Origin of the sequence: Sphingomonas faeni, from assembly GCF_023195535.1 — a bacterium.
Lineage (GTDB): Bacteria > Pseudomonadota > Alphaproteobacteria > Sphingomonadales > Sphingomonadaceae > Sphingomonas > Sphingomonas faeni_B.
The window spans coordinates 74,523-99,335 of sequence record NZ_JALPNF010000004.1; the positions used below are offsets into that span (position 1 = coordinate 74,523).

At 66.2% G+C, this 24,813-nt stretch carries 19 protein-coding genes and 1 tRNA gene; 6 read left to right on the forward strand and 14 right to left on the reverse strand.

What is annotated here, in order from left to right; genetic code table 11:
• Positions 1–14: 14 nt before the first annotated feature.
• A complete protein-coding gene (locus tag SPHN_RS10175; protein WP_248523041.1) occupies positions 15–1,874 on the reverse strand; it encodes a diguanylate cyclase in 1,860 nt (619 codons plus the stop codon).
• A 172-nt stretch (positions 1,875–2,046) separates the two neighbouring features.
• Positions 2,047–2,120: transfer RNA gene (locus SPHN_RS10180), tRNA-Gly, on the reverse strand.
• Positions 2,121–2,259: 139 nt separating this feature from the next.
• Here SPHN_RS10180 and SPHN_RS10185 point away from each other — a divergent pair.
• From SPHN_RS10185 to SPHN_RS10195, 3 genes are read left to right on the forward strand one after another with little or no spacing between them, the layout of a single operon-like run.
• Positions 2,260–2,850, forward strand: coding sequence for a TspO/MBR family protein (locus SPHN_RS10185; RefSeq protein ID WP_248523042.1), 591 nt, complete (start codon positions 2,260–2,262; stop codon positions 2,848–2,850).
• Positions 2,847–3,212, forward strand: a complete 366-nt coding sequence (locus tag SPHN_RS10190) for a thiol-disulfide oxidoreductase DCC family protein (RefSeq protein WP_248523043.1) — start codon at positions 2,847–2,849, stop codon at positions 3,210–3,212. The genes SPHN_RS10185 and SPHN_RS10190 overlap by 4 nt, the downstream gene beginning before the upstream one ends.
• A gap of 2 nt (positions 3,213–3,214) precedes the next feature.
• Complete coding sequence (locus SPHN_RS10195; RefSeq protein ID WP_248523297.1) at positions 3,215–3,703, forward strand: DUF427 domain-containing protein; 489 nt, start codon at positions 3,215–3,217, stop codon at positions 3,701–3,703.
• A gap of 2 nt (positions 3,704–3,705) precedes the next feature.
• On the opposite strand, the gene SPHN_RS18515 is transcribed toward SPHN_RS10195, so the two are convergent.
• The 3 genes from SPHN_RS18515 to SPHN_RS10210 form a co-directional block, all read right to left on the reverse strand.
• Positions 3,706–4,602, reverse strand: coding sequence for an NAD(P)-dependent oxidoreductase (locus SPHN_RS18515; protein ID WP_349238498.1), 897 nt, complete (start codon positions 4,600–4,602; stop codon positions 3,706–3,708).
• 19 nt (positions 4,603–4,621) lie between these two features.
• On the reverse strand, positions 4,622–6,055 hold the full coding sequence (locus tag SPHN_RS10205; protein WP_248523045.1) for a sensor histidine kinase: 1,434 nt from the start codon (positions 6,053–6,055) through the stop codon (positions 4,622–4,624).
• 157 nt (positions 6,056–6,212) lie between these two features.
• On the reverse strand, positions 6,213–6,878 hold the full coding sequence (locus SPHN_RS10210; RefSeq protein ID WP_248523046.1) for a response regulator transcription factor: 666 nt from the start codon (positions 6,876–6,878) through the stop codon (positions 6,213–6,215).
• 112 nt (positions 6,879–6,990) lie between these two features.
• Here SPHN_RS10210 and SPHN_RS10215 point away from each other — a divergent pair, with 112 nt between their 5' ends.
• Entirely contained in the window at positions 6,991–7,638 is a 648-nt protein-coding gene (locus SPHN_RS10215) for a hypothetical protein (RefSeq protein ID WP_248523047.1), read from the forward strand.
• 225 nt (positions 7,639–7,863) lie between these two features.
• Here SPHN_RS10215 and SPHN_RS10220 read toward each other — a convergent pair whose 3' ends face one another.
• The 5 genes from SPHN_RS10220 to SPHN_RS10240 form a co-directional block, all read right to left on the reverse strand.
• On the reverse strand, positions 7,864–8,088 hold the full coding sequence (locus SPHN_RS10220) for a hypothetical protein (protein WP_248523048.1): 225 nt from the start codon (positions 8,086–8,088) through the stop codon (positions 7,864–7,866).
• Positions 8,085–9,218 (reverse strand): PepSY-associated TM helix domain-containing protein, encoded by a 1,134-nt coding sequence (locus SPHN_RS10225; RefSeq protein WP_248523049.1) that lies wholly within the window; start codon positions 9,216–9,218, stop codon positions 8,085–8,087. The genes SPHN_RS10220 and SPHN_RS10225 overlap by 4 nt, the downstream gene beginning before the upstream one ends.
• A gap of 244 nt (positions 9,219–9,462) precedes the next feature.
• A complete protein-coding gene (locus SPHN_RS10230; protein WP_248523050.1) occupies positions 9,463–10,356 on the reverse strand; it encodes an SDR family oxidoreductase in 894 nt (297 codons plus the stop codon).
• 59 nt (positions 10,357–10,415) lie between these two features.
• Entirely contained in the window at positions 10,416–12,053 is a 1,638-nt protein-coding gene (locus tag SPHN_RS10235) for an OFA family MFS transporter (RefSeq protein WP_248523051.1), read from the reverse strand.
• Between the two features lie 42 nt (positions 12,054–12,095).
• Complete coding sequence (locus SPHN_RS10240) at positions 12,096–12,770, reverse strand: fumarylacetoacetate hydrolase family protein (protein WP_248523052.1); 675 nt, start codon at positions 12,768–12,770, stop codon at positions 12,096–12,098.
• A gap of 126 nt (positions 12,771–12,896) precedes the next feature.
• Here SPHN_RS10240 and SPHN_RS10245 point away from each other — a divergent pair, with 126 nt between their 5' ends.
• Positions 12,897–13,991, forward strand: a complete 1,095-nt coding sequence (locus SPHN_RS10245; RefSeq protein WP_248523053.1) for a catalase family protein — start codon at positions 12,897–12,899, stop codon at positions 13,989–13,991.
• 1 nt (position 13,992) lies between these two features.
• Complete coding sequence (locus SPHN_RS10250; protein ID WP_248523054.1) at positions 13,993–14,739, forward strand: metallophosphoesterase family protein; 747 nt, start codon at positions 13,993–13,995, stop codon at positions 14,737–14,739.
• Between the two features lies 1 nt (position 14,740).
• Here the strand turns inward: SPHN_RS10250 and SPHN_RS10255 are convergent, their stop codons facing one another.
• The 4 genes from SPHN_RS10255 to rpoB form a co-directional block, all read right to left on the reverse strand.
• Positions 14,741–15,112 carry a PilZ domain-containing protein gene (locus SPHN_RS10255; RefSeq protein WP_248523055.1) on the reverse strand — a complete coding sequence of 124 codons (372 nt, stop codon included), beginning with the start codon at positions 15,110–15,112 and terminating at the stop codon, positions 14,741–14,743.
• Positions 15,113–15,189: 77 nt separating this feature from the next.
• On the reverse strand, positions 15,190–15,978 hold the full coding sequence (locus SPHN_RS10260) for a hypothetical protein (RefSeq protein ID WP_248523056.1): 789 nt from the start codon (positions 15,976–15,978) through the stop codon (positions 15,190–15,192).
• 214 nt (positions 15,979–16,192) lie between these two features.
• The gene (rpoC, locus tag SPHN_RS10265) at positions 16,193–20,479 is read right to left on the reverse strand and encodes a DNA-directed RNA polymerase subunit beta' (protein WP_248523057.1); all 4,287 of its coding nucleotides are present in this window, start codon (positions 20,477–20,479) and stop codon (positions 16,193–16,195) included.
• A gap of 169 nt (positions 20,480–20,648) precedes the next feature.
• Positions 20,649–24,803 carry a DNA-directed RNA polymerase subunit beta gene (gene rpoB / locus SPHN_RS10270; protein ID WP_056051380.1) on the reverse strand — a complete coding sequence of 1,385 codons (4,155 nt, stop codon included), beginning with the start codon at positions 24,801–24,803 and terminating at the stop codon, positions 20,649–20,651.
• Positions 24,804–24,813: the final 10 nt, after the last annotated feature.

Below are 24,813 nucleotides of genomic sequence, written 5' to 3' on the forward strand. Positions count from 1 at the left end.
CGCTGTCGATCGCGTCACTCCGCCGCGATCGACAGGGTTGGCGGTTGATCGGCGACCACCACCCGATCGCGCCCGCCACGCTTGGCGCGGTACAGGGCGTTGTCCGCGAGCTGGATCAGGGTCGACCCGTTGCGCTCCATCTCGGGATACCAGGCGGCGATCCCGAACGACATCCGAATGGCGCCGAGCGAGCGATCGCCGTGCCGGACCGAGGTTTCGGCGACGGCCATGCGCAGGCGTTCGACCCGTTCGACCAAGGCCGGCAGCATCGCTCCGGGTGCGATGATCGTGAACTCCTCACCGCCATAGCGGCAGACCACGTCGCCATCCCGGAAATGCCGGGTCATCTCGGTTGCCACCGCGCGCAGCACGACGACGCCGGCATCGTGGCCGAGCTCGTCGTTGAACCGTTTGAAGTGATCGATGTCGCACATCGCCAGTCCCAGCGGCTCGCCGGTACGCGATGCCCGCGCGATTTCGATCGCCAGGGCTTCTTCCATATACCGCCGATTGAACAGCGCGGTCAGGGGGTCGCGGATGGTCTGTTCGCGCAAGCCGCGTTGCAACTGGTGGTTGAGCAGCGCGGAGGCGATGTTCTCGGTGAGCACCGCAAGACGGAACCGGCTCTCGGCCTCGACCACGCCTTCCAGATACAGCAGGCCGATGACCTCGCCGCCCGCGAGCAGCGGTTCGCAGTGATAGACGGCCGAGGGATCGTCGACATGCGCGCAGACGACGTCGGTTCCGGGCGCGACGACGCAATGGCCCTGGCCGCGGCGCAATCCCCAGCATTGCTCGGGCGAAAACGCCTCCTGTGTCAGAGTCAGATCGCCCCAGCTCGCAAGCCTGACCAACAGGTTGCGCGAATGATTATGCGCATACAGCGCCCCTGGTATCGCGGGGAGCACACGCGGCACGAAACACTGGATGACCGCGGCGAGCTCGCCATCCGTGCGCGCCGTCTGCATCCGGTGCGACATCCCGCCGAGCAGCTCGATCATCTCGCTGCGCGCCTGCAGCGTGTCTGCATTGCGCCGCAGCTCGCTATTGGCACGCTGCAGATCGGCGTCGCTGATCGATTGGAGCGATCCTGCGACGGCCAGCCTGTCGGCCATTTCGTTATAGGCCTCGGCGAGGGCGCGGAATTCGGACGTGCCGATCGTGTCGGTCACGCGCGCGTCGCGATCGCCGTCGCCGAACGCGTGCATCGAGTGCAGGATCGACCGGGTCGGCCGTCGCACGCCACGAATGATCAGCGTCACCGCCATCGCGAGCAGCGCGATGATCGCGGGCCCGCCGATCAGCGGCAATTGCCGGTTCCAGCTCGACTGTTGCTGCGCGGCGTAGAGGCGCACCGACAACAAGTCGCGCTCGGACTGCCGTAGCCGCTCGGCACGGCGCGCAACATCGTCCATCAGGTCCCGGCCATGCCCATTGGCGACGATCGCGATCGCCTCGTCGAAATGCCCGCTTTGGCCGAGCGACAGCGGTATCCGGAGCGATGCGATCTTTCGCGCGGCGATCCGCTGTAGCCCCACAGCCCGGTCGTGTTGCGCGGGATTGTCGCGCGTCAGGGCAACCAGCGCGGCGGTATCGTTGGTCGCCTCGACCGTGCGATAATCGAAACTCCGCGCGTAGCTCGTGTCGCGGGTGAGGAGAAATCCGCGCTGGCCCGATTCCGCCTCGCGGAGGTCGGCCATCGTCTCGTCGATCTTCTGGATAAGCTGTTCGGTCTGGCTGACCCAGTCGAGCGACGTCTTCATCCGCGCGCTCGCATCGATCAGCAACACCGCCAGTGCAAGCATCGCGATCGACACGCTCGCGCCGAGCCAGCCGATCCGCGCGGATAGCGATGACAGGGAAAACACAGACATGCCAACGTGATGCACGCCAACCGTAAAGATTTGGCTTCCAGCGAGACATCTGGCCCGCCGTTCATACCCCATCTCGCTGGCCCGCCGACGGGGCGAACTGGCATGGGGATCAGGCGTCGGTACTGGAGCAGATACGCACGGAGGGGAGGTTGGAAGGCATCGCCGGTCGGGCTGGAGCGGGTGAAGGGAATCGAACCCTCGTCACTTGCTTGGGAAGCAAAAGCTCTACCATTGAGCTACACCCGCATACACGCGCCGTGTGGCGGCGCGGTGCGGCGTCCGTACCCGGCACGATCGCGAAGTTCAAGCGTCATGCGCGCACGGAACGTCCGCGCGCGTACAGCGCTGTAGCAGCACGGGCACGATGCCCCAAAAGGACCAAGGCATGCCGACCTCCACACCGATCCACGCCGACCCGTCGGATCTTCAGCCGGCCGATCTGCCGCGGACCGGACCGTCGCGGACCGGGCCGTCGCGGACCGGATTGTCGCGGCCGATTGCGGCGTTGATCGTCGCCGGCGTGCTCGGTGCCAGCGCGCTCGTTGGGCGGCGCAATGCGCCCGACCCGTCGCACCCCAGGACGCGGCGCTGGTATAAACGGCTCGACAAACCCGACTTCACACCGCCCGATGCGGTCTTCGGCGCGGTCTGGCCGGTGCTCGAAACCGGGCTCGCGGTCGGCGGCTATCGCCTGATGCGCGCGCCTGCCGAGCCGCGTCGAAATGCTGCCGTCGGGCTGTGGCTGTTGAACACCGCGATGATCGGCGGCTGGACCGAATTGTTCTTCCGCAAGCGCGCGCTGGATACGAGCACGGTTGCGGCGGGGGCGATGGTCGTCACGGGCGCCGCCTATGTCGCGACCGCAGCGAAGGTCGATCGCCCGGCGGCGGGGCTGGGCGTGCCGTTCGTCGCCTGGCTCGGCTTTGCCACGGTGCTGGCGGCGGGCATCGGTCGTCGCAACGAGTCGCGATCATGAACCGGCTGACCGTCTGGCATGATGGCGACTGCCCGCTGTGCCGCCGCGAGATTGCGCTGATGCGTCGTCTCGACCGTCGCGGCGCCATCGAGTTCGTCGATGCGACGGACGACGATGCGTCGTGCCCGATCGATCGGGGCGCGTTGTTGGCGCGATTCCATGCGCGCGAGAACGGGGAACTGCTGTCGGGCGCGGCCGCCTTCGCCGCGATGTGGCGGGCGATCCCGATCCTCAGGCCGCTGGGACTCGCGGCGCGCAACCCCGTCGCCTTGCGACTCCTCGAACGCACCTATGTCGCCTTCCTGCGAGTCAGGCCCAAGCTTCAGGGTGTGCTGCGTCGGCGTGAGGCTACCGGGCAATGACGATGGCGCGCGATCCGGTGTTGCCGGGCCAGACCAGTGTCTGGGACTTCCCGCGGCCGGCGATCGCCGAGCCGTGCGCGCGGCCGATCCGGATCGAGCACCGCGGTTATATCGTCGCCGACACGCGGGCGAGCGTCCGGACGCTCGAGACCAGCCATCCGCCAAGCTATTACATTCCCCCCGACGACGTTGCGATGACGCTGTTGCAGCGATCGACGCATCGGTCGTTCTGCGAATGGAAGGGCGACGCGGTCTACTACGACCTCGTGGTCGACGGCGAGACGCTCCGCGATATCGCCTGGAGCTATCCCGCCCCGACCCGCGCCTTCGCGGCGTTGCGCGATTACCTCGCCTTCTATGCGGCGCCACTGGATTCGTGCACCGTCGACGGCGAGCAGGTCGTCCCGCAACCCGGTGGGTTTTACGGCGGGTGGATCACGCGCGATCTTGCCGGGCCGTTCAAGGGCGTGCCCGGCAGTCGCTATTGGTAGCCTCAGTCGAGCCCGGCGGCACGGCGCACCGCGAGTCCTGCGCCGGCCCAGTCGACATCCTCGCCCTCGAGCGCGATCGCGGTGCGCAGATGGTCGCGAACGATCCCTAGCAGCGGCATCGGCGTGCGTGAGGCACCGGCGGCGGCGTCGACCAAGTTCATGTCCTTCAGGCCCAGGGGGGCGGCAAACCCGGCCGGCTTGAACGCATCGGCAACCAGCATGTCGCCATAGGTCTTGTAGACGGGCGCGGAGAACAGCGTGCCGGTAAGGACCTCGAGCAACGTCGCGCGATCGACGCCACCCTTTTCCGCCAGCGTCATCGCCTCGGCCATCGCCTCGACCGCGGCCATGATCATGAAATTGCCGCTGAGCTTGACCAGATTGGCCGCCGACGGCGTGGTGCCGACTCGAAACACGCGCTGGCCGATCGCCTCGAACAGGGGCGCGCATCGGTCGAGCAGATCGTCGGCCCCGGCGGCGACGACGAACAATTTGCCCGCCTCCGCTGCGGGCGGGCGACCGAAGACGGGTGCCGCGACATAGGCTTGCCGGTCGTTCGCAAGACGGTCGGCGAGTGCGACACCGATCGTGCTGTGCGAGACGTGGAGCGCCGGACAATCGAGAATGCCGTCCGGACCATAGACGATCGCCTCGAGCGCGCGGTCATCCGCGAGCATCGTCATGACCACGTCGCCCTGCGCGGCGGCGGCCGGGGTTTCGGCGAGCCTGGCGCCCGCATCCACCAACGGCTTCGCCTTGTCGGGAGTGCGGTTCCAGACGGTCACGTCATGGCCTGCCTTCACCAGGTTGGCGGCCATCGCGCTACCCATCTGGCCGAGACCGATGAATCCGACTTTCATGCTGTATCCTTCCGAGTAGGTGTTGCGACCTGAACGCACGCCGCCTGCTATCGCCGCATCAGACGCGTGCTGGCAGGTCGAGGCGGGCTGGCAGGTCGAGGCGGGCGACGAGCCCGCCCGACGCCGATCGACCGAGGGTCAGCGTCCCGCCGTTCAGCTCGGCAAGCTCACGGGTGATCGACAGGCCGAAACCGTGCCCTTCGCTGCTTTCGTCGAGACGTCGGCCGGGCAGCATCGCCTGTGCCATCGCCAGATCGTCCAGGCCTTCGCCGTCGTCGGCAATCTCCAGCGCGACACGGTTGTCGATCGCCGTGGCGCCGATCACGAGTGCCGCGCGCGCATGGCGCCAGGCGTTGTCGAGCAGGTTGCCGATCATCTCGTCCAGGTCCTGCGGGTCGATCGCGACGGCGAGATCGGCAGGGATGGCGATGTCGAGCGCGATCGGGCGTTCGGCGTGGATGCGGCGCAGCACCGCGACCAGATCGTCGACGGCGGGGGCGATCGGGGTCCGGGTGCGGGCGCCACCGGTCGCGTCGGCGCGGGCACGGCCGAGGTGATGGCGAACGCGGCGGTCGATCTGGTCGACCATGTCGCGGACGTCGTCGTCGGCGTTCGCCTCGGCGAGCTTGAGCGATAGCGCGGCGAGCGGGGTCTTCAGGCCGTGGGCAAGGTTGGCGACATGCTGGCGGGCGTGGGCGAGCCCGGCGGCGTTCTGGTCGATCAGCGCGTTGAGTTCGGTGACCAGCGGTTGCAGCTCGCCGGGCTGGTCGTCGGGGACGTGGCGTTCGGTGCCGGCGCGGACCGCGGCGAGTGACGTGCGGAGATCGCGCAGCGGACGCAGGCCGAACCGGAGCTGGAGCAGCGTCGCCAGCGCAAGCCCGACGCCGAGCAGTGCGAGCGAGCCGAGCAGCGGGATCATCGCCTCGCGCAATGGCTCCTCGACGATCCGACGGGGACCGATCGCGGTGATCGTCACGGTGCCGCGCGGCGTCGTGACGTCCAGGGTGCGAGAGTGGAGGCGTTCGCCACTGCGGTCGCGCGTGTCGCCGGCATGGAGTGCACGATCTTCGCGGCCGCCGGGGCCGGGAGGACGAGGTGGTCCTTCAGGATCGGGTCGCGGCGCTGGGGGCGCTGCGTCGATCGGGGGCGCCGGCTTGGGAGCGGGGGGCGTGATCGGGGGCAGGGGGCGGGTCGTGCCGCTGTCGACCCGACCTGCGGGGCCTTCGACCTGCCACGACCAGTTTGATCCGGGCACGCCGAACTCCGGCAGGTCGACCGCGCGGGTCCGGTCGAGCGTCGCGTCGGGGCGCACCGCGCGCGCCAGCACCGTGACCTGCGCATCGAGCCGCTCGTCGAGCCCGCGCATGACGAAGCGCTCGAGCACGTTGCCGATCGTGATCCCGGCGAAGACGAGAGCGAACCCGGTTGAGAGGGCTGCGATGACGAGCATTCGCCCGAAGAGCGATCTTGGAATGAGGCGGAGGCGGGTCATCGCTGATGTGCTTCCAAGTGTAGCCATCCACCTACTGAACCCCACCCCGGCGAAGGCCGGGGCCCAGTTGGAAAGGCTTTTATAATGGCAGACAACGCTCCGTTAACAGCGTCTCCCAACTGGGCCCCGGCCTTCGCCGGGGTGGAGGCTATGGCCATCACGCCCCATCCGCCGTCAGCCGGTACCCGCGGCCGCGCACAGTTTCGATCATCTGCGCGCCGATCTTCCGCCGCAACCGGCCGATGATCACCTCGATCGAGTTCGAGTCCACGTCGGCATCGCCCTCATAGACCCGCTCGATCAGGTCCGCGCGTTCGATCACCACTTCGCGGCGGAGCATCAGCGCGGACAGCACCCGCCATTCGAACGCGGTGAGCTTCAACGGCAGCCCATCGAGCTCGAACGTGCCGAGTTGCGCATCGAAGGCGAGCGGACCGCAAATCACGCGCGCCGCGGCATGACCGGCGGCGCGGCGGACCAGCGCGCGGAGTCGCATCACCACCTCCTCGACGCGGAACGGCTTGACCACGTAATCATCGGCACCGGCCTTGAAGCCCTCGACCTTTTCCGACCAGCCGTCGCGCGCGGTGAGGATCAGGACGGGCAGATCGCGGCCCGCTGCACGCCAGTCGCGCAGCACGGACAAGCCGTCGCGCTTGGGCAGGCCGAGGTCGAGCACCGCCGCGTCGTAGAGTTCGGTCGCGCCGAGATGCCCGCCGTCTTCGCCGTTGCTCGCGACGTCGACCGCGAAATGCTCCGCGCGCAGGGCCCGCGCCAGCCCGTCGGCGATCGCCGCATCGTCCTCGACCAATAATACCCGCATGCGATCGTCCCTATGTCCGAGACCCCAACGGAATCTGAACGGCTTGGTTCAGCGGGCGTCGGCAGCGCGCGCCTAGACGGTGATTCGTCAACCAATGAGAGGAAAGACTATCATGTCCGAGCATCCCGCCCACCCGCTGCCCCCGAAAGGCTTTAATTTTCGCCGCAACCGCCTGGCGCTCGCCGCGGCTGGCCTGCTCGCGGTCGGCGGCGCCGCCGGTGCCGTCACGGTCGCCGCCACCCGCCCGAGCGTTACGATGGCGCCTGCCACGCCGGTCGCGATCCGTTCGCTCCAGGCGGACGGCCGGTCGGACGGCATCGTCACGATCCGCGGCACTGTCGCCGAGATCTACGGCAACAAGTTCGTGATGGCCGACCCCACCGGCCGCGCGCTGGTCGACCTCGGGCGTGAAGGCGAGGACGGCACTCTGGTCAGCGCCGGCCAGCCGGTGACGATCCAGGGCCGGTTCGAAAATGGCTTCGTCCATGCCGCGTTCCTGGTCGGCGCGGGCGGCAAGGTGACGGCGCTCGGCCCGATCGGCGGTCCGCCGCATGGTCCGGGTGGTCCGGGTGGTCCGGGGCGTGATGGTCCTGGTGGCCCCGGCGGTCCGGGTGGCCCGGGCGCGCCTCCGCCCCCAGCCGGCATGGCGCCGCCACCGCCGCCGATGACTGCCGGTGCGGCGCCAGCACCGGTCGGTGCTCCGGCAGGCGTGGCGGCTCCGACGACGGCACCGGCTCCGCAGGCTACGCCAGCGACGTAACTAGGATGGAGCCGGATAAAACCGACTCCATTTCCCGTTCCAGGCAGCATCGAAACCGCGCGGCAAAGACACCGTCATCCCCGCGCAGGTTTCACGATCCTCCCCCGCAAGGGGGAGGTGGCAGGCTCTTGCCTGACGGAGGGGGAGGTAAGGTGTAACTGCCGTTCCGTGTCCTCCCCCTCCGTCGCCTTCGGCGCCACCTCCCCCTGACGGGGGAGGATTCGCTCAGCGGGCGATCGACGCGACCCTTGGGGCTTCGGTCTGGCGCGATTGCGGGGCGGGTTGGCGGACCCAGTAGCGGCCGGTCACCGCCAGTGGCAGCGCGAGCAGGAGCCCCGCGCCGACGTCCCAGACGCCGTCGCCGATCAACCCGGCACCCAGCCCCGCGACGGTCGACACGCCCAGCAAAATCGGCATCGCGAAGATCTGGCGGTTGGTCTTGTGGCTCATGCGATTTCTCCCGCCATCACGACTTCGCGGACGCGCTGGTCGCTCGGACCGCCGCGACGACGCAGCCAAAGATACAGCCCGCTGCCGAGCACGATGATCGTCAATATGTCGAAGATCGCCCAGACGATCTTCATCGCCAGCCCGCCGTAATTCCCGAAATGCAGCGGCTGCGCGAGCAGCATCGCCTGCATGTACCAGGGCATCGGCACGACCGCGTCGAGCCGTCCGGTCGCGGCATCGACGAAGCCCGGCAGCAACAGCTTCGACGTCAGTGGCGTCGCGCCCTTCAGGAACACGGCGTAGTGATGCGTGCTGCTGAAGACGACGCCCGGGAAGGCGATGAACTGCGGTTCCATCTCGGGCGCCTCGCGCCGCACCGCGTCGAGCGCCGCCTGCACCGACGCGCGCTGGGACCCGAGCGGCGTACGCGTCTCGCTGGCGATGATCTCGGCAAGGCCATTCGCCTTCCAGATCGCGGTGATCGGCACGACGAAGGTGTTGATCGTCCCCGTCACGCCGACGACGCTCGCCCACACCAGCGTGACGATGCCGAGCAGATTGTGGCGATCGAGCCACCCGAGCCGCTTGCTGCGTCCGCGCCGCAACGTGCCGAAGTCGAGCTTGGCCATAAACGGCGCGTAGAGCACGACGCCCGAGACGATCGCCGCGAAGAACAGCAGGCCCATCACGCCGAGGAAGATCTCCGCCCAGAAGCCGAGCAGCATGTCGGTGTGCAGTTCGAGGATGAACGCCATCACGCCTGGTACATAGGGCGGCATCTTTGCACCGGTACGCGCATCGAAGGCGTGGAAATGCATCGCCGCGGGCACTGCGTCGGGGGTCGGCCCGGTCGTGACGTAGACGATCGGCCGCTCTTCGTCGAAGCTGATGTAGAGCGGAATCTCGCCGGGAGCCGCCTTCGCCGCCCGCGCGAGAATGGTGTCGAGCGAGAGCGACGGCGTGCCGACGGGCAAGGTGGCCATCGGCGCGGGAGGGTCGATCCACCCGTCGATCTCCTCCTCGAAGATCAACGGCAGGCCGGTCACGCACAGCATCAGCAGGAACGCGGTGCAGATCAGGCTCGTCCATTTGTGGACGAGATACCAAGCCTTGATCGTGCCACGGGTCATGCGCGGAACACGGGTATGTCGAGGGAAAGGCGCTGGCGGATGGTCACCGGCACACAGGTACAGATTTGATAACGATGTGCAATAGCGATGTGCAGCTAGCGGCTCTTGAACCGATCCTCCCCCGCCAGGGGGAGGTGGCTGGCACTTGCCAGACGGAGGGGGAGGTAAGGGCAACCGATGTTGCGTGTTCCTCCCCCTCCGTCACCTGCGGTGCCACCTCCCCCTTGCGGGGGAGGATTTGCGGTCAGGCTACTCCCGCACCGCCCGTCACGCCGTAGACCTCACCCGTGATATAGCTCCCCTCCTGCGAGGCGAGCAGGACATACACCGGCGCGATCTCGACCGGCTGGCCCGGACGCCCGAAATGGCTCTTCGACCCGAACGTCTCGACCATCTCCTGCGGCTGGCCACCGCTCGGCTGCAACACCGTCCAGAACGGGCCCGGCGCGACGACGTTGGCGCGGATACCCTTCTCGATCAGCTGCTTGGCGAGCCCCTTGGTATACGCGACGATCGCCGCCTTGGTGGTCGCATAGTCGAGCAGATTGTCCGACGGATCATAGCCCTGCACCGACGCGGTCGTGATCACCGCCGCGCCGACGGGCAGATGCGGCACCGCGGCCTGCACGAACCAGTGCAGCGCATAGACGTTGCTCTTCATCGTCTGGTCGAAATCGTCGGTCGAGATATCGGCGACGGTCGGCCGCGTCTGCTGGCGTCCGGCGTTGACCACCAGCACATCAAGACCACCGAACGCATCGACCGTCTGCTGGACCGCGGCACGGCAGAACGACTCGTCCTTCACGTCGCCGGGCAGTGCGAGCGCCTTGCGTCCCTCGGCCTCGATCAGCGCGACGACTTCCTTCGCATCGGCTTCCTCGGCGGGAAGATAGACGATCGCGACGTCGGCACCTTCGCGGGCATAGGCGATCGCAGCAGCGCGACCGATGCCGCTGTCGCCGCCGGTGATGAGTGCCTTCCGCCCGCCCAGCTTGCCCGAGCCGGTGTAGCTGGTCTCGCCGTGATCGGGCTTCGGGTCCATCTTCGACGCGATACCCGGGGCTTCCTGCGGCTGTTGCGGGAAGGGGGGCTGCGGATATTGCGTGCGCGGATCCTGCATCGTGAGCCGGTCGGCCATGGGGTGCTCCTGTCTGGGGTAAGCAGAAGCAACCGATGGCCGACCGATCGGGTTGCGCTTTACTTGAGCAGGATCAACGCCTTCGACAGCGTCATGTAGATCCCCCAGAGGATCGGCAGCCCGACCGCCAGCCACGCGAAGACGATCACCGGCGAGGTGCCGCCTTCCGCCGCGACCGTCCCGCCGCCCGCCATCGTCTCGACCGCGATCGGCCTGTCGTCCGCGGGCATGTGGAACTTCGCCGCGACCGGCCGGACGAACAGGTTCGCGACGAACCCGGCGACCAGCATCGCCGCCAGCACCCAGAAGATCGGCGGATAGATATCGCTGCGGGGTACGCCCGCCGCGATCGCGCGGTCACGCATGTTGGCGACGAGCAATGGCCCGACCACGCCCGCGGTCGACCATGCGGTCAGCAATCGCCCGTGGATCGCACCGACATATTTCGTCCCGAACAGGTCGGCGAGATACGCCGGCGCGGTCGCGAACCCACCGCCGTACATTGAGGCGAGGATGCAGAAGACCAGGATGAACAGGCCGAGCATCGTGCCCGCCAGTGCCGGTGCCGCCAGACCATAAAGCAGCGCGCCGGCGACGAGGATGGTCGCGAACATCGGCTTGCGCCCGATCCGGTCGGACAGCCACGCCCAGAAGAACCGTCCGCCGATGTTGAACAGGCTGATCGCGCCGACGAACCCTGCGCCGACCGCCGCCGCCGCCTTTTTCTGGTCGTCGTCGAACGCGGTGAACAGCACGCCCGGCGCATCGATCAGCCGTCCGCCGAACAGCTCCTGCAACATCGGCGAGGCGATGCCGATGATCCCGATCGAGGCGGAGACATTGAAGAACAGCACCAGCCACACGAGCCAGAATTGCGGCGTGCGATGCGCGTTCGACAGCGCGACGTTGAAGCGGCTGATCGAGGCCTTGGCCGAAGTCGGCGCGGTCCAGCCCGCCGGCGCCCAACCCTCGGCGGGAACGCGGTAGCCGATCGCGCCGGCCATCATGAACACGAAATAGACGCTCGCGAGGACCAGGAACGTCTGCCAGACGCCGACGCCTGTGGGGCTGGCGAAATGCTTCATCAACAGGTCGGCGAGCGGTCCGCCGATCATCGCGCCGCCACCAAAGCCCATGATCGCCATGCCGGTCGCCATCCCGCGTCGATCGGGAAACCATTTGATCAGCGTCGACACCGGCGAGATATAGCCAAGTCCCAGCCCGATCCCGCCGATCACGCCAGACCCGATCCAGATCAGCCAGAGCTGATGCATCGACACGCCGATCGCGGCGGTGCCCATGCCGCCACACCAGCAGAACGCGGCGACGACGCCGGCTTTGCGCGGTCCGGCGCGCTCGAGCCAACCGCCCCAGATCGCGGCCGACGCGCCGAGCACGACGAAGAACAACGTATACGTCCAGACGAGATCGCTGACGCGCCAGTCGCAGGCCGTCGTGGTCAGCGCGCCGATCAGCGAGAGGTTGGGGCAGACGACCGGGTCCGAAATCCCGATCGCACGCGACAGCGGCAGCCAGAACACGCTGAACCCGTACGCCATGCCGATGCACAGGTGGATCGCGAGCGCGCAGGGCGGCACGAGCCAGCGGTTGAAGCCGGGCGCTGCAACCGTACGCGCCCGGCTCAGAAAGCCATCCGCGCCCGAATCTCGTTCGCCGTATTCCCGCGTGTCAGCCATGAATCCCCCGTTTATTCGCTTATATTCGGGGACGATGGCCGATCAGGCGGTGAATGTCACCTCGAGCGGTTCGAACCCGTCGATGGTCGCGCGCACGGCTTGTCCTCGACGGATCGGCCCGACCCCGGCGGGGGTGCCGGTGAAGATTAGGTCGCCGGGCGCCAGCTCGACGAAGGTCGACAGCGTCGCGATGATTTCGGGGACGCTCCAGATCATCATCGACAGGTCGCCCGACTGGCGAGTCTCGCCGTCGATGGTGAGCGCGATGCTGCCCGAGGCGGCGGGCACGCCCGGCGTGAGCGCCGCGACCGGGGCGGAGCGATCGAAGCCCTTTGCCATATCCCACGGCCGCCCGATCTTCTTCGCCGCCGCCTGCAGATCGCGCCGCGTCAGGTCGATGCCGACGCCGGCGCCGAAAATCATCGCCGCCGCATCCGCGACCGCGACGTCCTTGCCGCCTGCGCCAAGCGCGACGACCAGTTCGACCTCATGATGCAGGTCTTCGGTTTGCGGCGGGAAGGTCAGCGCGCTGCCGTTCTCCACCACCGCGTCGGCGGGCTTGGTGAAGAAGAACGGCTCCTGCCGGTCGGGGTCGGAGCCCATCTCGCGTGCATGATCGGCGTAGTTCTGGCCGACGCAGAAGATCCGGCGAACCGGGAAGCGATCGGTCGAGCCGGCGATGGCGACGGTCGGGGCGGTGATCGTGGGAATGTGCATGATGGCTCCTTTTGCCGGCCTACATCGACTGCGCGCGCATCCTTTGCAACGGCCGGTCGCGGCAACGAAACCGGAACGTCTGCCGACCGAGCGGGTTACCGCTAGGCACCAACCGGAGATACCCCAATGCCCAGCACCACCCCCGTGCGGTTCGATCCGTCCGTCGAAACGATCGCGCCCGACGAGCAGGACACGCTGCAGAGCATGAAGGACTCGTTCCAGGAGATCCTGGAGACCACTTCGCAAGATTACGGCCATGCGGTCCGGTCGGTCCATGCCAAGGCGCACGGCATCGCGCGCGGCACTTTTACCGTCGCCGATGGCCTTCCGCCCGAACTCGCACAGGGTATCTTCGCGACGCGGGGCCTGCATGAGGCGATCATCCGCATCTCGACCAATGCCGGCGATATCCTCGACGACAGTATCAGCCTCCCGCGCGGTCTCGCGCTGAAAATCCTCGACGTCGACGGTGCACGCCTGCCGGGATCGGAAGGCGACACGACGCAGGACTTCATCATGGTCAACGGCCCGGCCTTTTCCGCGGCGGACCCCAAGTCCTTCGCCAAGAACCTGAAGCTGCTGGCAAAGACGACCGATCGGTTCGAAGGCGTGAAGAAGGCGATGTCGGCCACCTTCCGCGTCGTCGAGTCCGCGCTCGAAGCGGTCGGCGGCAAGTCGGCGACGCTGACCACGCTCGGCGGCGCCAAGCCCGTCCACCCGCTCGGCGAGACCTATTATTCGCAGACGCCGTTCCGCTTCGGCGACTATATCGCGAAGGTCGCGCTGTTCCCCGTGTCGCCTGAGCTGACCCGCCTGACCGGCGATCTGGTCGACATCACCGCGCGCCCGAATGCACTGCGCGAGGTCGTCCGCGAGGAGCTGGTCGAGCATGGCGGCAAATGGGAGTTCCGCGTGCAGCTCAACACGGATCTCGAGAAGATGCCGATCGAGGACGCGTCGGTGGTCTGGGACGAGGCGGAGAGCCCGTTCGTGACGGTTGCCACGCTTGACGTGCCGGCACAGCTTTCGTGGGAACAGGGCGTCACCGATCATACCGACGACGCGCTGTCGTACAGCATCTGGCATGGGATCACCGCGCATCAGCCGCTCGGCGGCGTGAACCGCGTGCGCAAGGACACGTACAAGCAGTCGGCGGACTTCCGCGGCAAGTTCAACGGCTGCCCGATGCACCAGCCGGCAAAGCTGTCCGAGCTCGCCTGACATGACGCTGGGGGGGCATAATCTGAAGCTGTTCCACGTCAGCGACGTGCATTTCGGTGCGGAGGATCCGGCGGCGATCGCCTGGTTCTCCGAACGCGTGGCGGAGGAGAAGCCGGACGCGGTCATCATGACCGGCGACCTGACCATGCGTGCGACCAAGGACGAGTTCCAGCAGGGGGGCGACTGGCTCCAGTCGCTCGGCGTGCCGGTGACTCTGGAGGTCGGCAACCACGACATCCCCTATTATTGGGACCCGTTCCGGCGGTTGTTCGCGCCCTATCAGCGCTATGCCGCGGTGGAGCAGATGATCGAGCGGCCGCTGGAGCTGCCCGGCGTCACGGTGGTGCCGCTGAAGACGACCGCGCGGGCGCAGTGGCGGTGGAACTGGTCGAAGGGGCGCGTCAGCGCCGGATCGCTGAAGCGCGCGCTGGCGATGATCGCAGACGTGCCGAAGGGCAATCTGATCTTCATCGGCGCGCATCATCCGCTGATCGAAGGCGGCACGACCGGGACCGCGAAGACGCGTCACGGCGACGCGGCGCTGTCCGCGCTGGCGGACGCGGGCGCGCATGCGGTATTGTCGGGGCACGTCCACGATCCGTTCGACATTCCGATCGAACGCGAAGGGCGAACGATCCGGATGATCGGCGCGGGCACCCTGTCGAAGCGGACGCGTGGCAGTCCGCCGGCGTTCAACGAGATCCGCGTCGAAGGCGGGCGTTTCGTGACGGTGCCGCGGACGCTGTAGGTCAGCTGTTATAGGGGTTGTTGAGTTCGGCGAGCCAGCCGGCGGCGGGCGGGCGCAAGGTGCTGCCGGAGGCCCGCCGGCGGCGCGCTTCGGAGACGTCGATCGGCGTCTGGAAGGCCAGCCCCGCCAGCCCGCTCCTGACCCACACCACATTGGCGGCGGTTGGCGCGATCGACCCGATCGCGACGACGACGACGGTGCCCGTCACGAGGTCACCGGCCTGCGCGATGCAGAGGCCGGTTTCCGAGATGTTGGTGACGCGGTGCTGGCTGGCCCCGTCGCGGTCGACGCGAAACATATCCGCGCTCAGCATCACGCTCGTCCGCGTCGCACGGGCAAGCGAGGGCGGTTTGTCGCTCGGATCGGTCGTCATGCGATGAAAATGCCCAGGGTCGGTGCGGATATCCATAGTTGCGGGGATATTTCTGCGGGATGGTCCGTGTCGCGCACTTATTTCTTGTCGCCGCCTTGCGTGAAGTCGATCCGGATCTTCACCCAGGCGCCGATCATCGGCTTGCCGCCGACGCGGGGCGGGCGGATGCGGAACTGCCATGCGCTCTGCCGCATCGCCCGCGAGAGTCCGGACCCGATCGGGGATTCGCCGAGCGATCGGCAATTCTCGACCTGGTAATTCGCGATCGTCTTGCATGCGATCAACGCCCAGCCGCCCGGCGGCGCACCGTTGGGCAGGAACTCGGCGAGCTCGGCATGGGTGGGCTCGCGGTACCATTCGGCATTGTACAGCCGCTGCCCGCCCGGCCCCTCGCCAGGACCATAGGCCGAACCACTGTCCTGACCTTTCCCCGACCCGCTCCCCCCATCCCCGCCCGCAAGCTGGTCTTCGGGATGCGCGGGCATCTTGGAGATGTCGGCCGCGTCGAACATCTCCATCCCGCCCAGCATCTTGATCGGTAGCGGGGGTGGAGATTTCGGCGGGGCAGGGGGCGCCTGCGCGGACTCGGCGCGCGGTGCGGCCCGCGGCGGCGAACCACCGCTGGCGCGCTTCTGCTTGGTCGGCGACGGCGTGCGCTTCGCTGGGGTCGGGGTGCTCTGATCGGGCGCGATCTGGAACGTGATCGGCTCGCTCCGTTCCTCGGGCTTGACGACCGCCGAGGGGGCCAGTCGCACCAGCATCAGGATGATCAGGATGTGCGCGATCACCGTCAGCACGAACGCGGCACTGCGGCGTCGCGTGGAAACGCGCGTCTCGATCGACGAAGGATGGTACGCCGACCGCATCTGCCGTTCGCCTAGCCTTCCCGCGCCCGCCCCGCAACATGCCAGCGGCCTGATGACCAAGAGTTCATTCGCAGGGTAGCAGGAGCAAGATCCAGCGCTTGCCGGATGGGAAGGGCGAGGATGTCAGATCCACCCGGTAACATCGCAAACGAAAAAGGCCGCCGCCCGGTGTCCCGGACGACGGCCTTTTAGTGCCAGTCGCTGACGAACCCGATTACTCGGGCGCGTTCAGATACTCGCCGGCATCCGCGTCAGTGCCGGTGCCCGAGGTGACGACCGCTGCGAGCGGATCCTCACCGACGCCGCCTGCATCACGCGGGCTACGCGCGAGTTCGGCGGCATGCTCGTCGGCAGCCGACATCGGTGCCACGATCGACACCTCCGCCATCTTGCGCTGCTGGACGCGCATCGCGGCGTCGCGGCTGTTGGCCACGACACGCAGGCGGTTGAGGCCTGCGCCGGTGCCTGCCGGGATGAGCCGGCCGACGATCACGTTCTCCTTCAGGCCCATCAGCATGTCCTGCTTACCCTGGACCGCTGCCTCGGTGAGGACGCGGGTGGTCTCCTGGAACGATGCCGCCGAGATGAAGCTGCGGGTCTGCAGCGACGCCTTGGTGATGCCGAGCAGGATGGGCTTGCCCTGTGCGCGGGTCTGCTTCTTCTCGAGCTTCTCGTTGGTCGCGTCCATTTCCTCGCGATCGACCTGCTCGCCCTTCAGCAGCGTGGTGTCGCCGCCGTCGGTGATCTCGACCTTCTGCAGCATCTGACGAACGATCGTCTCGATGTGCTTGTCGTTGATCTTCACGCCCTGGAGACGATAGACCTCCTGGATTTCCGACACAAGATACTCGGCGAGGGGTTCGATGCCCATCGTCTCGAGGATGTCGTGCGGATCGGGCGAGCCGCCGATCAGGTTGTCGCCGCGCTTGACGTAATCGCCTTCCTGGACGTCGATCACCTTCGACTTCGGCACCAGATACTCGACGACGTCGCCGCCATCCTCGGGCTGGATGCCGATCTTGCGCTTCGCCTTATAGTCCTTGCCGAACACGACGCGGCCCGAGATCTTGGCGATGATCGCCGAGTCCTTGGGGATACGCGCCTCGAACAGCTCGGCAACACGCGGCAGACCACCGGTGATGTCGCGCGTCTTGGCGCTCTCGCGGCTGACGCGGGCCACGACGTCGCCGCCGAATACCTGTGCGCCATCCTCGACCGACAACGTAGCGCCGATCGCCAGCATGTAACGACCGGTCTCGCCCGACGTCTCGTCGAGCAGGGTCATGCGCGGACGCAGATCCTCCTTCGACTTGGTCGCAGCACGATATTCGATCACGACGCGCTGGGCGATGCCCGTGGCTTCGTCGGTCTGCTCGGTGAGCGTCTTGCCCTCGATCAGGTCGACATACTTGATCGTGCCCGGGTTCTCCGTGATCACCGGCATGGTGAACGGATCCCACTCGGCCATCCGGTCGCCGCGCGACACGATGTGACCATCGTCGAACAGCACGTACGCACCGTAGGGGATACGATCGACCGAGAGCTCGCGGCCGTCCATGTCGACGATCGCGATTTCGCCCGAGCGGCTGAGCACCACGCGACGGCCACGCTGGTCGACGATGATACGCAGATCGCGGAACTGCACCGTACCGTCGGCATGCGCCTCGAGGTTCGACGTTTCGTTGAGCTGCGCCGCGCCACCGATGTGGAACGTACGCATCGTCAGCTGCGTGCCCGGCTCACCGATCGACTGTGCGGCGATGACGCCGACAGCTTCACCGATGTTGACCGGCGTACCGCGGGCGAGATCGCGCCCGTAGCACTTGCCGCAGACGCCGATCTTCGACTCGCAGACCAGCGGGCTGCGGATCTTGCACGACTGCGTGCCGAGGCCTTCGATCGTCGTGATCATCGGCTCGTCGAGCAGCGTGCCCGACGGGATGACGACCTTGCCGGTCTTCGGATCGACGATGTCCTCCGCGGTCGTACGACCGAGGATGCGCTCGCCGAGCGATGCGATGGTCGAACCACCCTGAAGAATGGCCTTCATCTCCAGCGCGCGGGTCGTACCGCAATCCGGTTCGATGATGACGCAATCCTGCGAGACGTCGACCAGACGACGCGTCAGATAGCCCGAGTTCGCGGTCTTCAACGCCGTATCCGCGAGGCCCTTGCGAGCGCCGTGGGTCGAGTTGAAGTACTCAAGGACGGTCAGGCCCTCCTTGAAGTTCGAGATGATCGGCGTTTCGATGATCTCGCCCGACGGCTTGGCCATCAGGCCGCGCATACCGGCAAGCTGCTTGATCTGCGCCTGCGAACCACGAGCACCCGAGTGGGCCATCATGTAGATCGAGTTGATCGGCTTTTCACGGCCGGTTTCCTCGTCGACCTTCACCGCACGGATCTCGTCCATCATGGCGTTCGCGACCTGGTCGCCGCAACGGCTCCAGGCGTCGATCACCTTGTTGTACTTCTCCTGCTGCGTGATCAGACCGTCCTGATACTGCTGCTCGAAGTCCTTCACGAGCGCCTTGGTGTCGTCGACCAGACCAACCTTGGCGTCCGGAATGATCATGTCGTCCTTGCCGAACGAGATGCCGGCGCGGAACGCGTGACGGAAGCCGAGTGACATGATCGCGTCGGCGAACAGCACGGTCTCCTTCTGGCCGGTGTGACGATAGACCTCGTCGATCACGTCGCCCACGTCCTTCTTGGTGAGGAGGCGGTTGACGGTGTCGAACGGCACCTTGTGGCTATGCGGCAGGCACTCGCCCAGCAGCATGCGGCCCGGGGTCGTCTCGTACCGCTTGAGGTACTGCTTGCCCTTCTCGTCGGTCTGCGGAACGCGGCTGATAACCTTGGTGTGCAGCGTGACCGCCTGAGCGTTCAGCGCCTGATGCACTTCGGCCATGTCACCGAGCAGCATCCCCTGGCCCGGCTCGTTCTCCTTCATCATCGACAGATAATAGAGACCGAGGACCATGTCCTGCGACGGGACGATGATCGGCTTGCCGTTGGCCGGCGACAGTATGTTGTTCGTCGACATCATCAGGACGCGTGCTTCGAGCTGGGCCTCGAGGCTCAGCGGGACGTGCACGGCCATCTGATCGCCGTCGAAATCGGCGTTGAACGCGGAGCAGACCAGCGGGTGAAGCTGGATCGCCTTGCCCTCGATCAATACCGGCTCAAACGCCTGGATGCCGAGACGGTGAAGCGTCGGCGCACGGTTCAGCATGACCGGATGCTCGCGAATCACCTCGTCCAGGATATCCCAGACTTCCTTGCGCTCCTTCTCGACCCACTTCTTCGCCTGCTTCAGGGTCATCGACAGACCCTTCGCATCGAGACGCGCGTAGATGAACGGCTTGAACAGCTCGAGCGCCATCTTCTTCGGCAGGCCGCACTGGTGCAGCTTCAGCTCAGGACCGGTCACGATGACCGAACGACCCGAATAGTCGACGCGCTTGCCGAGCAGATTCTGGCGGAAGCGGCCCTGCTTGCCCTTCAGCATGTCGGACAGCGACTTCAGCGGACGCTTGTTGGCGCCCGTGATCGTGCGACCGCGGCGACCATTGTCGAACAGTGCGTCGACGGCCTCCTGAAGCATGCGCTTCTCGTTGCGGACGATGATGTCCGGTGCGCGGAGCTCCATCAGGCGCTTCAGGCGGTTGTTGCGGTTGATCACGCGACGATACAGATCGTTCAGATCCGACGTCGCGAAACGACCACCGTCCAGCGGCACCAGCGGGCGCAGCTCGGGCGGGATGACCGGAACGACCTCGAGGATCATCCACTCGGGGCGGTTGCCCGAATCGATGAAGCTCTCGACGACCTTCAGGCGCTTGATGATCTTCTTGGGCTTCAGCTCGGACTTGGTGACCGCGAGCTCTTCGAGCAGCGCGGTACGCTCACCGACGAGATCGAGCGATTCGAGCATGATGCGGACCGCTTCGGCACCGATACCGGCCGAGAACGCGTCCTCGCCATACTGGTCCTGCGCGTCGAGGAGCTCGTCCTCGGTCATCAGCTGGTACTTCTCGAGCGGGGTCAGGCCCGGCTCGATGACGATGTACGCCTCGAAGTAGAGCACGCGCTCGAGCTGCTTCAGCTGCATGTCGAGCAGCAGGCCGATGCGCGACGGCAGCGACTTCAGGAACCAGATGTGCGCGACCGGGGCGGCGAGCTCGATATGGCCCATCCGCTCGCGGCGGACCTTCGAGACGGTAACCTCGACGCCGCACTTCTCGCAGACGATGCCCTTGTACTTCATCCGCTTGTACTTGCCGCACAGGCACTCGTAGTCCTTGATCGGACCGAAGATGCGCGCGCAGAACAGGCCGTCACGCTCGGGCTTGAACGTGCGATAGTTGATGGTCTCGGGCTTCTTGATCTCGCCGAACGACCACGAACGAATCTTGTCCGGGGACGCGATGCCGATCTGGATCTGGTCGAACGTCTCGGTCTTGGCGACCGGATTGGCGAAGGGGGTCATCTCGTTCATGAGCTGTCCTTAGGAAAAATCTTCCCCCCTACCGCTTGCGGGAGGGGGAGGGGCCCAGCCTCTTCAGGCTGGGAGGGGGTGGGCGCCCGGCATCGACGTCGCGCTTCGCTGCCGGCCGGGAGCCCACCCCTCGGTCCCCTCCCGCGAGCGGGAGGGGAGGGCAAAGGAACTACTCCGCCGCGATCTGGATGCCGTCGCTGTCGAAGCCGGGCTCCGACTGCTTCAGGTCCACATTCAGGCCGAGCGAGCGCATTTCCTTGACGAGCACGTTGAAGCTCTCCGGGATGCCGGCCTCGAACGTGTCGTCGCCCTTGACGATCGCCTCGTAGACCTTGGTGCGGCCGACCACGTCATCGGACTTCACCGTCAGCATTTCCTGCAAGGTATACGCCGCGCCGTAGGCCTGGAGTGCCCAGACCTCCATCTCGCCGAAGCGCTGCCCACCAAACTGCGCCTTACCACCCAGCGGCTGCTGCGTGACCAGCGAGTACGGCCCGATCGACCGTGCGTGGATCTTGTCGTCGACCAGATGGTGAAGCTTCAGCATGTAGATGTAGCCCACCGTCACCTTGCGATCGAACTGATCGCCGGTGCGGCCGTCGAACAGGTCCGACTGACCCGACGTGTCGAGGCCCGCCAGCGCCAGCATCGCCGACACATCAGCTTCGCGGGCACCATCGAACACCGGCGTCGCCATCGGCACGCCACCCTTCAGGTTCTTGGCCAGCTCGACGATCTCGTCGCCCGTGCGGGCGTCGATCTCGGCGTGATACTGCTCGCCGTACACCGTCTTGAGGCGATCGCGGACCGCCTCGGGCATCGCACCCGGCTTGGCGTCCGGATTCTCTTCGCGCCACGTCTCCAGAGCCGCGGTGATCGACTGACCCAGGCCGCGTGCGGCCCAGCCCAGATGCGTCTCGAAGATCTGCCCGACGTTCATGCGCGACGGCACGCCCAGCGGGTTGAGCACGATATCGACCGGCGTACCGTCGGCGAGGAACGGCATGTCCTCAGCCGGCAGGATGCGGCTGATGACGCCCTTGTTGCCGTGACGGCCGGCCATCTTGTCGCCCGGCTGCAGCTTGCGCTTCACCGCGACGAACACCTTGACCATCTTCAGCACGCCTGGCGACAGCTCGTCACCACGCTCCAGCTTCTCGCGACGATCGTGGAACTTGTCCGTGATCAGCTTGGCTGCATCGTCATACTGGATCTTGACCGCTTCCAGATCGCTCTGGACCTTGTCGTCGGCGACCGCGAACTTCCACCACTCGTGGCGGTCGACGCTGTCGAGGAGATCCATGTCGATCACGACGCCCTTCTTGACGCCCTTCGGCGCCGAGGTGGCGGTCTGGTCGAGCAGCATCTCGCGAAGACGCGACCAGGTCGCACGGTTCAGGATCGAACGCTCGTCGTCCGAATCCTTCTTCAGACGCTCGATCTCCTCGCGCTCGATCGCCATCGCACGCTCGTCCTTGTCGATGCCGTGACGGTTGAAGACGCGAACGTCGACGACCGTACCCGACACGCCCGGCGGCAGGCGAAGCGACGTATCGCGCACGTCGCTGGCCTTCTCGCCGAAGATCGCACGGAGAAGCTTCTCCTCCGGCGTCATCGGCGATTCACCCTTCGGCGTGATCTTGCCGGCGAGAATATCGCCCGGCTCGACCTCTGCACCGATGTAGACGATGCCCGCCTCGTCGAGGTTGCGAAGCGCTTCCTCGCCGACGTTCGGGATGTCGCGCGTGATGTCCTCAGGCCCGAGCTTCGTATCGCGAGCCATCACCTCGAACTCGTCGATATGGATCGACGTGAACACGTCGTCCTTCACGATCCGCTCGGAGATCAGGATCGAATCCTCGTAGTTGTAGCCGTTCCACGGCATGAACGCGACGAGGCTGTTGCGACCCAGCGCCAGCTCGCCGAACTCGGTCGACGGGCCGTCGGCGAGCACGTCGCCGGCACGAACCGCATCGCCCACCTTCACCAGCGGACGCTGGTTGATGCAGGTCGACTGGTTCGAACGCTGGAACTTCATCAGCGTGTAGATGTCGACGCCCGACTTGCCGGCATCGATCTCGCCGGTCGCCCGGATCACGATACGCGCCGCGTCGACCTGGTCGACGATGCCCGCACGCTTGGCCGAGATCGCTGCGCCAGAGTCACGTGCGACCGTCTCTTCCATGCCGGTGCCGACGAACGGCGCCTCGGCCTGGACGAGCGGCACCGCCTGACGCTGCATGTTCGAGCCCATCAGCGCGCGGTTGGCGTCATCGTTTTCCAGGAACGGAATGAGCGATGCGGCGACCGAGACGAGCTGCTTGGGGCTGACGTCCATCAACGTGATGTTGTCGGGCAGCGCCATCAGGAATTCGCCAGCCTGACGCGACGACACCAGTTCCTCGACGAAGCCGTTCGACGAATCGAGCTCGGCGTTGGCCTGCGCGATCGTGTGCTTGGCCTCTTCCATCGCCGACAGGTAGACGACGTCGTCGGTCACCTTGTGGTCGACGACCTTGCGGTACGGAGTCTCGATGAAGCCATACTTGTTCACCCGCGAGAAGCTGGCGAGCGAGTTGATCAGACCGATGTTCGGGCCTTCCGGCGTCTCGATCGGGCAGATGCGGCCATAGTGCGTCGGATGAACGTCGCGGACTTCGAAGCCGGCACGCTCACGCGTCAGACCACCTGGTCCAAGTGCCGACACGCGACGCTTGTGGGTGACTTCCGACAGCGGGTTGGTCTGATCCATGAACTGCGACAGCTGCGACGAGCCGAAGAATTCGCGGACAGCGGCAACCGCAGGCTTCGCGTTGATCAGGTCGTTCGGCATGACCGTCGAGACGTCGACCGACGACATGCGCTCCTTCACCGCGCGCTCCATGCGGAGCAGGCCGACGCGGTACTGGTTCTCGAGCAGCTCGCCGACCGAGCGGACACGACGATTACCCAGGTTGTCGATATCGTCGATTTCGCCCTTGCCGTCCTTGAGGTTCACAAGCGTCTTGATGACCTCGAGAATGTCCTCGGTGCGCAGCGTCGTCACGGTATCCTCGACGTCGAGGTCGAGACGCATGTTCAGCTTCACGCGGCCGACGGCCGACAGGTCGTAGCGATCCGGATCGAAGAACAGACCCGAGAACAGCGCCTCGGCCGTCTCCAGCGTCGGCGGCTCGCCGGGGCGCATCACGCGGTAGATGTCGCTGAGCGCCTGCTCGCGCTCTTCGGCCTTGTCGACCTTGAGCGTGTTGCGGATCCACGGACCCGTCGCGACGTGATCGATGTCGAGCAGGTCGAGACGCTCGATTCCTGCCTGGTCGAGCAGTTCGAGATTCTCGGCGGTCACTTCGTCACCGGCTTCGATGTAGATGCGGCCGGTCGACTCGTCGATCAGGTCGTACGCCGAATAGCGGCCGAAGATTTCCTCGGTCGGGATCAGCAGGTCGGTGAGACCGTCCTTGAACGCCTTGTTCGCGGCGCGTGGGGAGATCTTCTGGCCGTTCGGGAACACGACTTCGCCGGTCTTCGCATCGACGATGTCGAACATTGGCTTCTGGCCACGCCAGTTCTCGACCTGGAACGGAACGATCCAGCCACCCTGGCCGCGGACGAACGTCACGCGGTTGTAGAAATAGTTGAGGATCTCTTCCGACGTCATGCCGAGCGCGTAGAGCAGCGCGGTGACGGGCAGCTTGCGCTTGCGATCGATGCGGACGTTGACGATGTCCTTCGCGTCGAACTCGAAATCGAGCCACGAGCCGCGATACGGGATGACGCGGGCAGCGAACAGATACTTGCCCGATGCGTGCGTCTTGCCGCGATCGTGATCGAACAGGACGCCCGGCGAACGGTGCATCTGGCTGACGATGACGCGCTCGGTGCCGTTGATGAAGAACGTGCCGTTCTCGGTCATGAGCGGCATGTCGCCCATGTACACGTCCTGCTCCTTGATATCGATGACCGACTTGGCCTCGGTATCGGGATCGACCTCGAATGCGGTCAGGCGCAGCGTGACGCGCATCGGTGCGGCATAGGTGATCCCGCGCTGGCGGCATTCCTCGACGTCGAACTTCGGCGGCTCAAGGACGTAATCGTCGAAGTCGAGATAGGCGGTGCCGGCGAAATCCTGGATCGGGAATACGCTGCGCAGCGTCTTCTCGAGACCCGAGACATGGCCGATCGACTTGTCGGAGCGCAGGAACTGCTCGTAGCTCTCGCGCTGGACTTCGATCAGGTTCGGCATCTGCACGACTTCGTGGATGTTGCCGAAAACCTTGCGGATACGGCGCTTTGCAGTGCCGTGTTCGATCGCCTTGGAAGCCATAGGTTTTGTT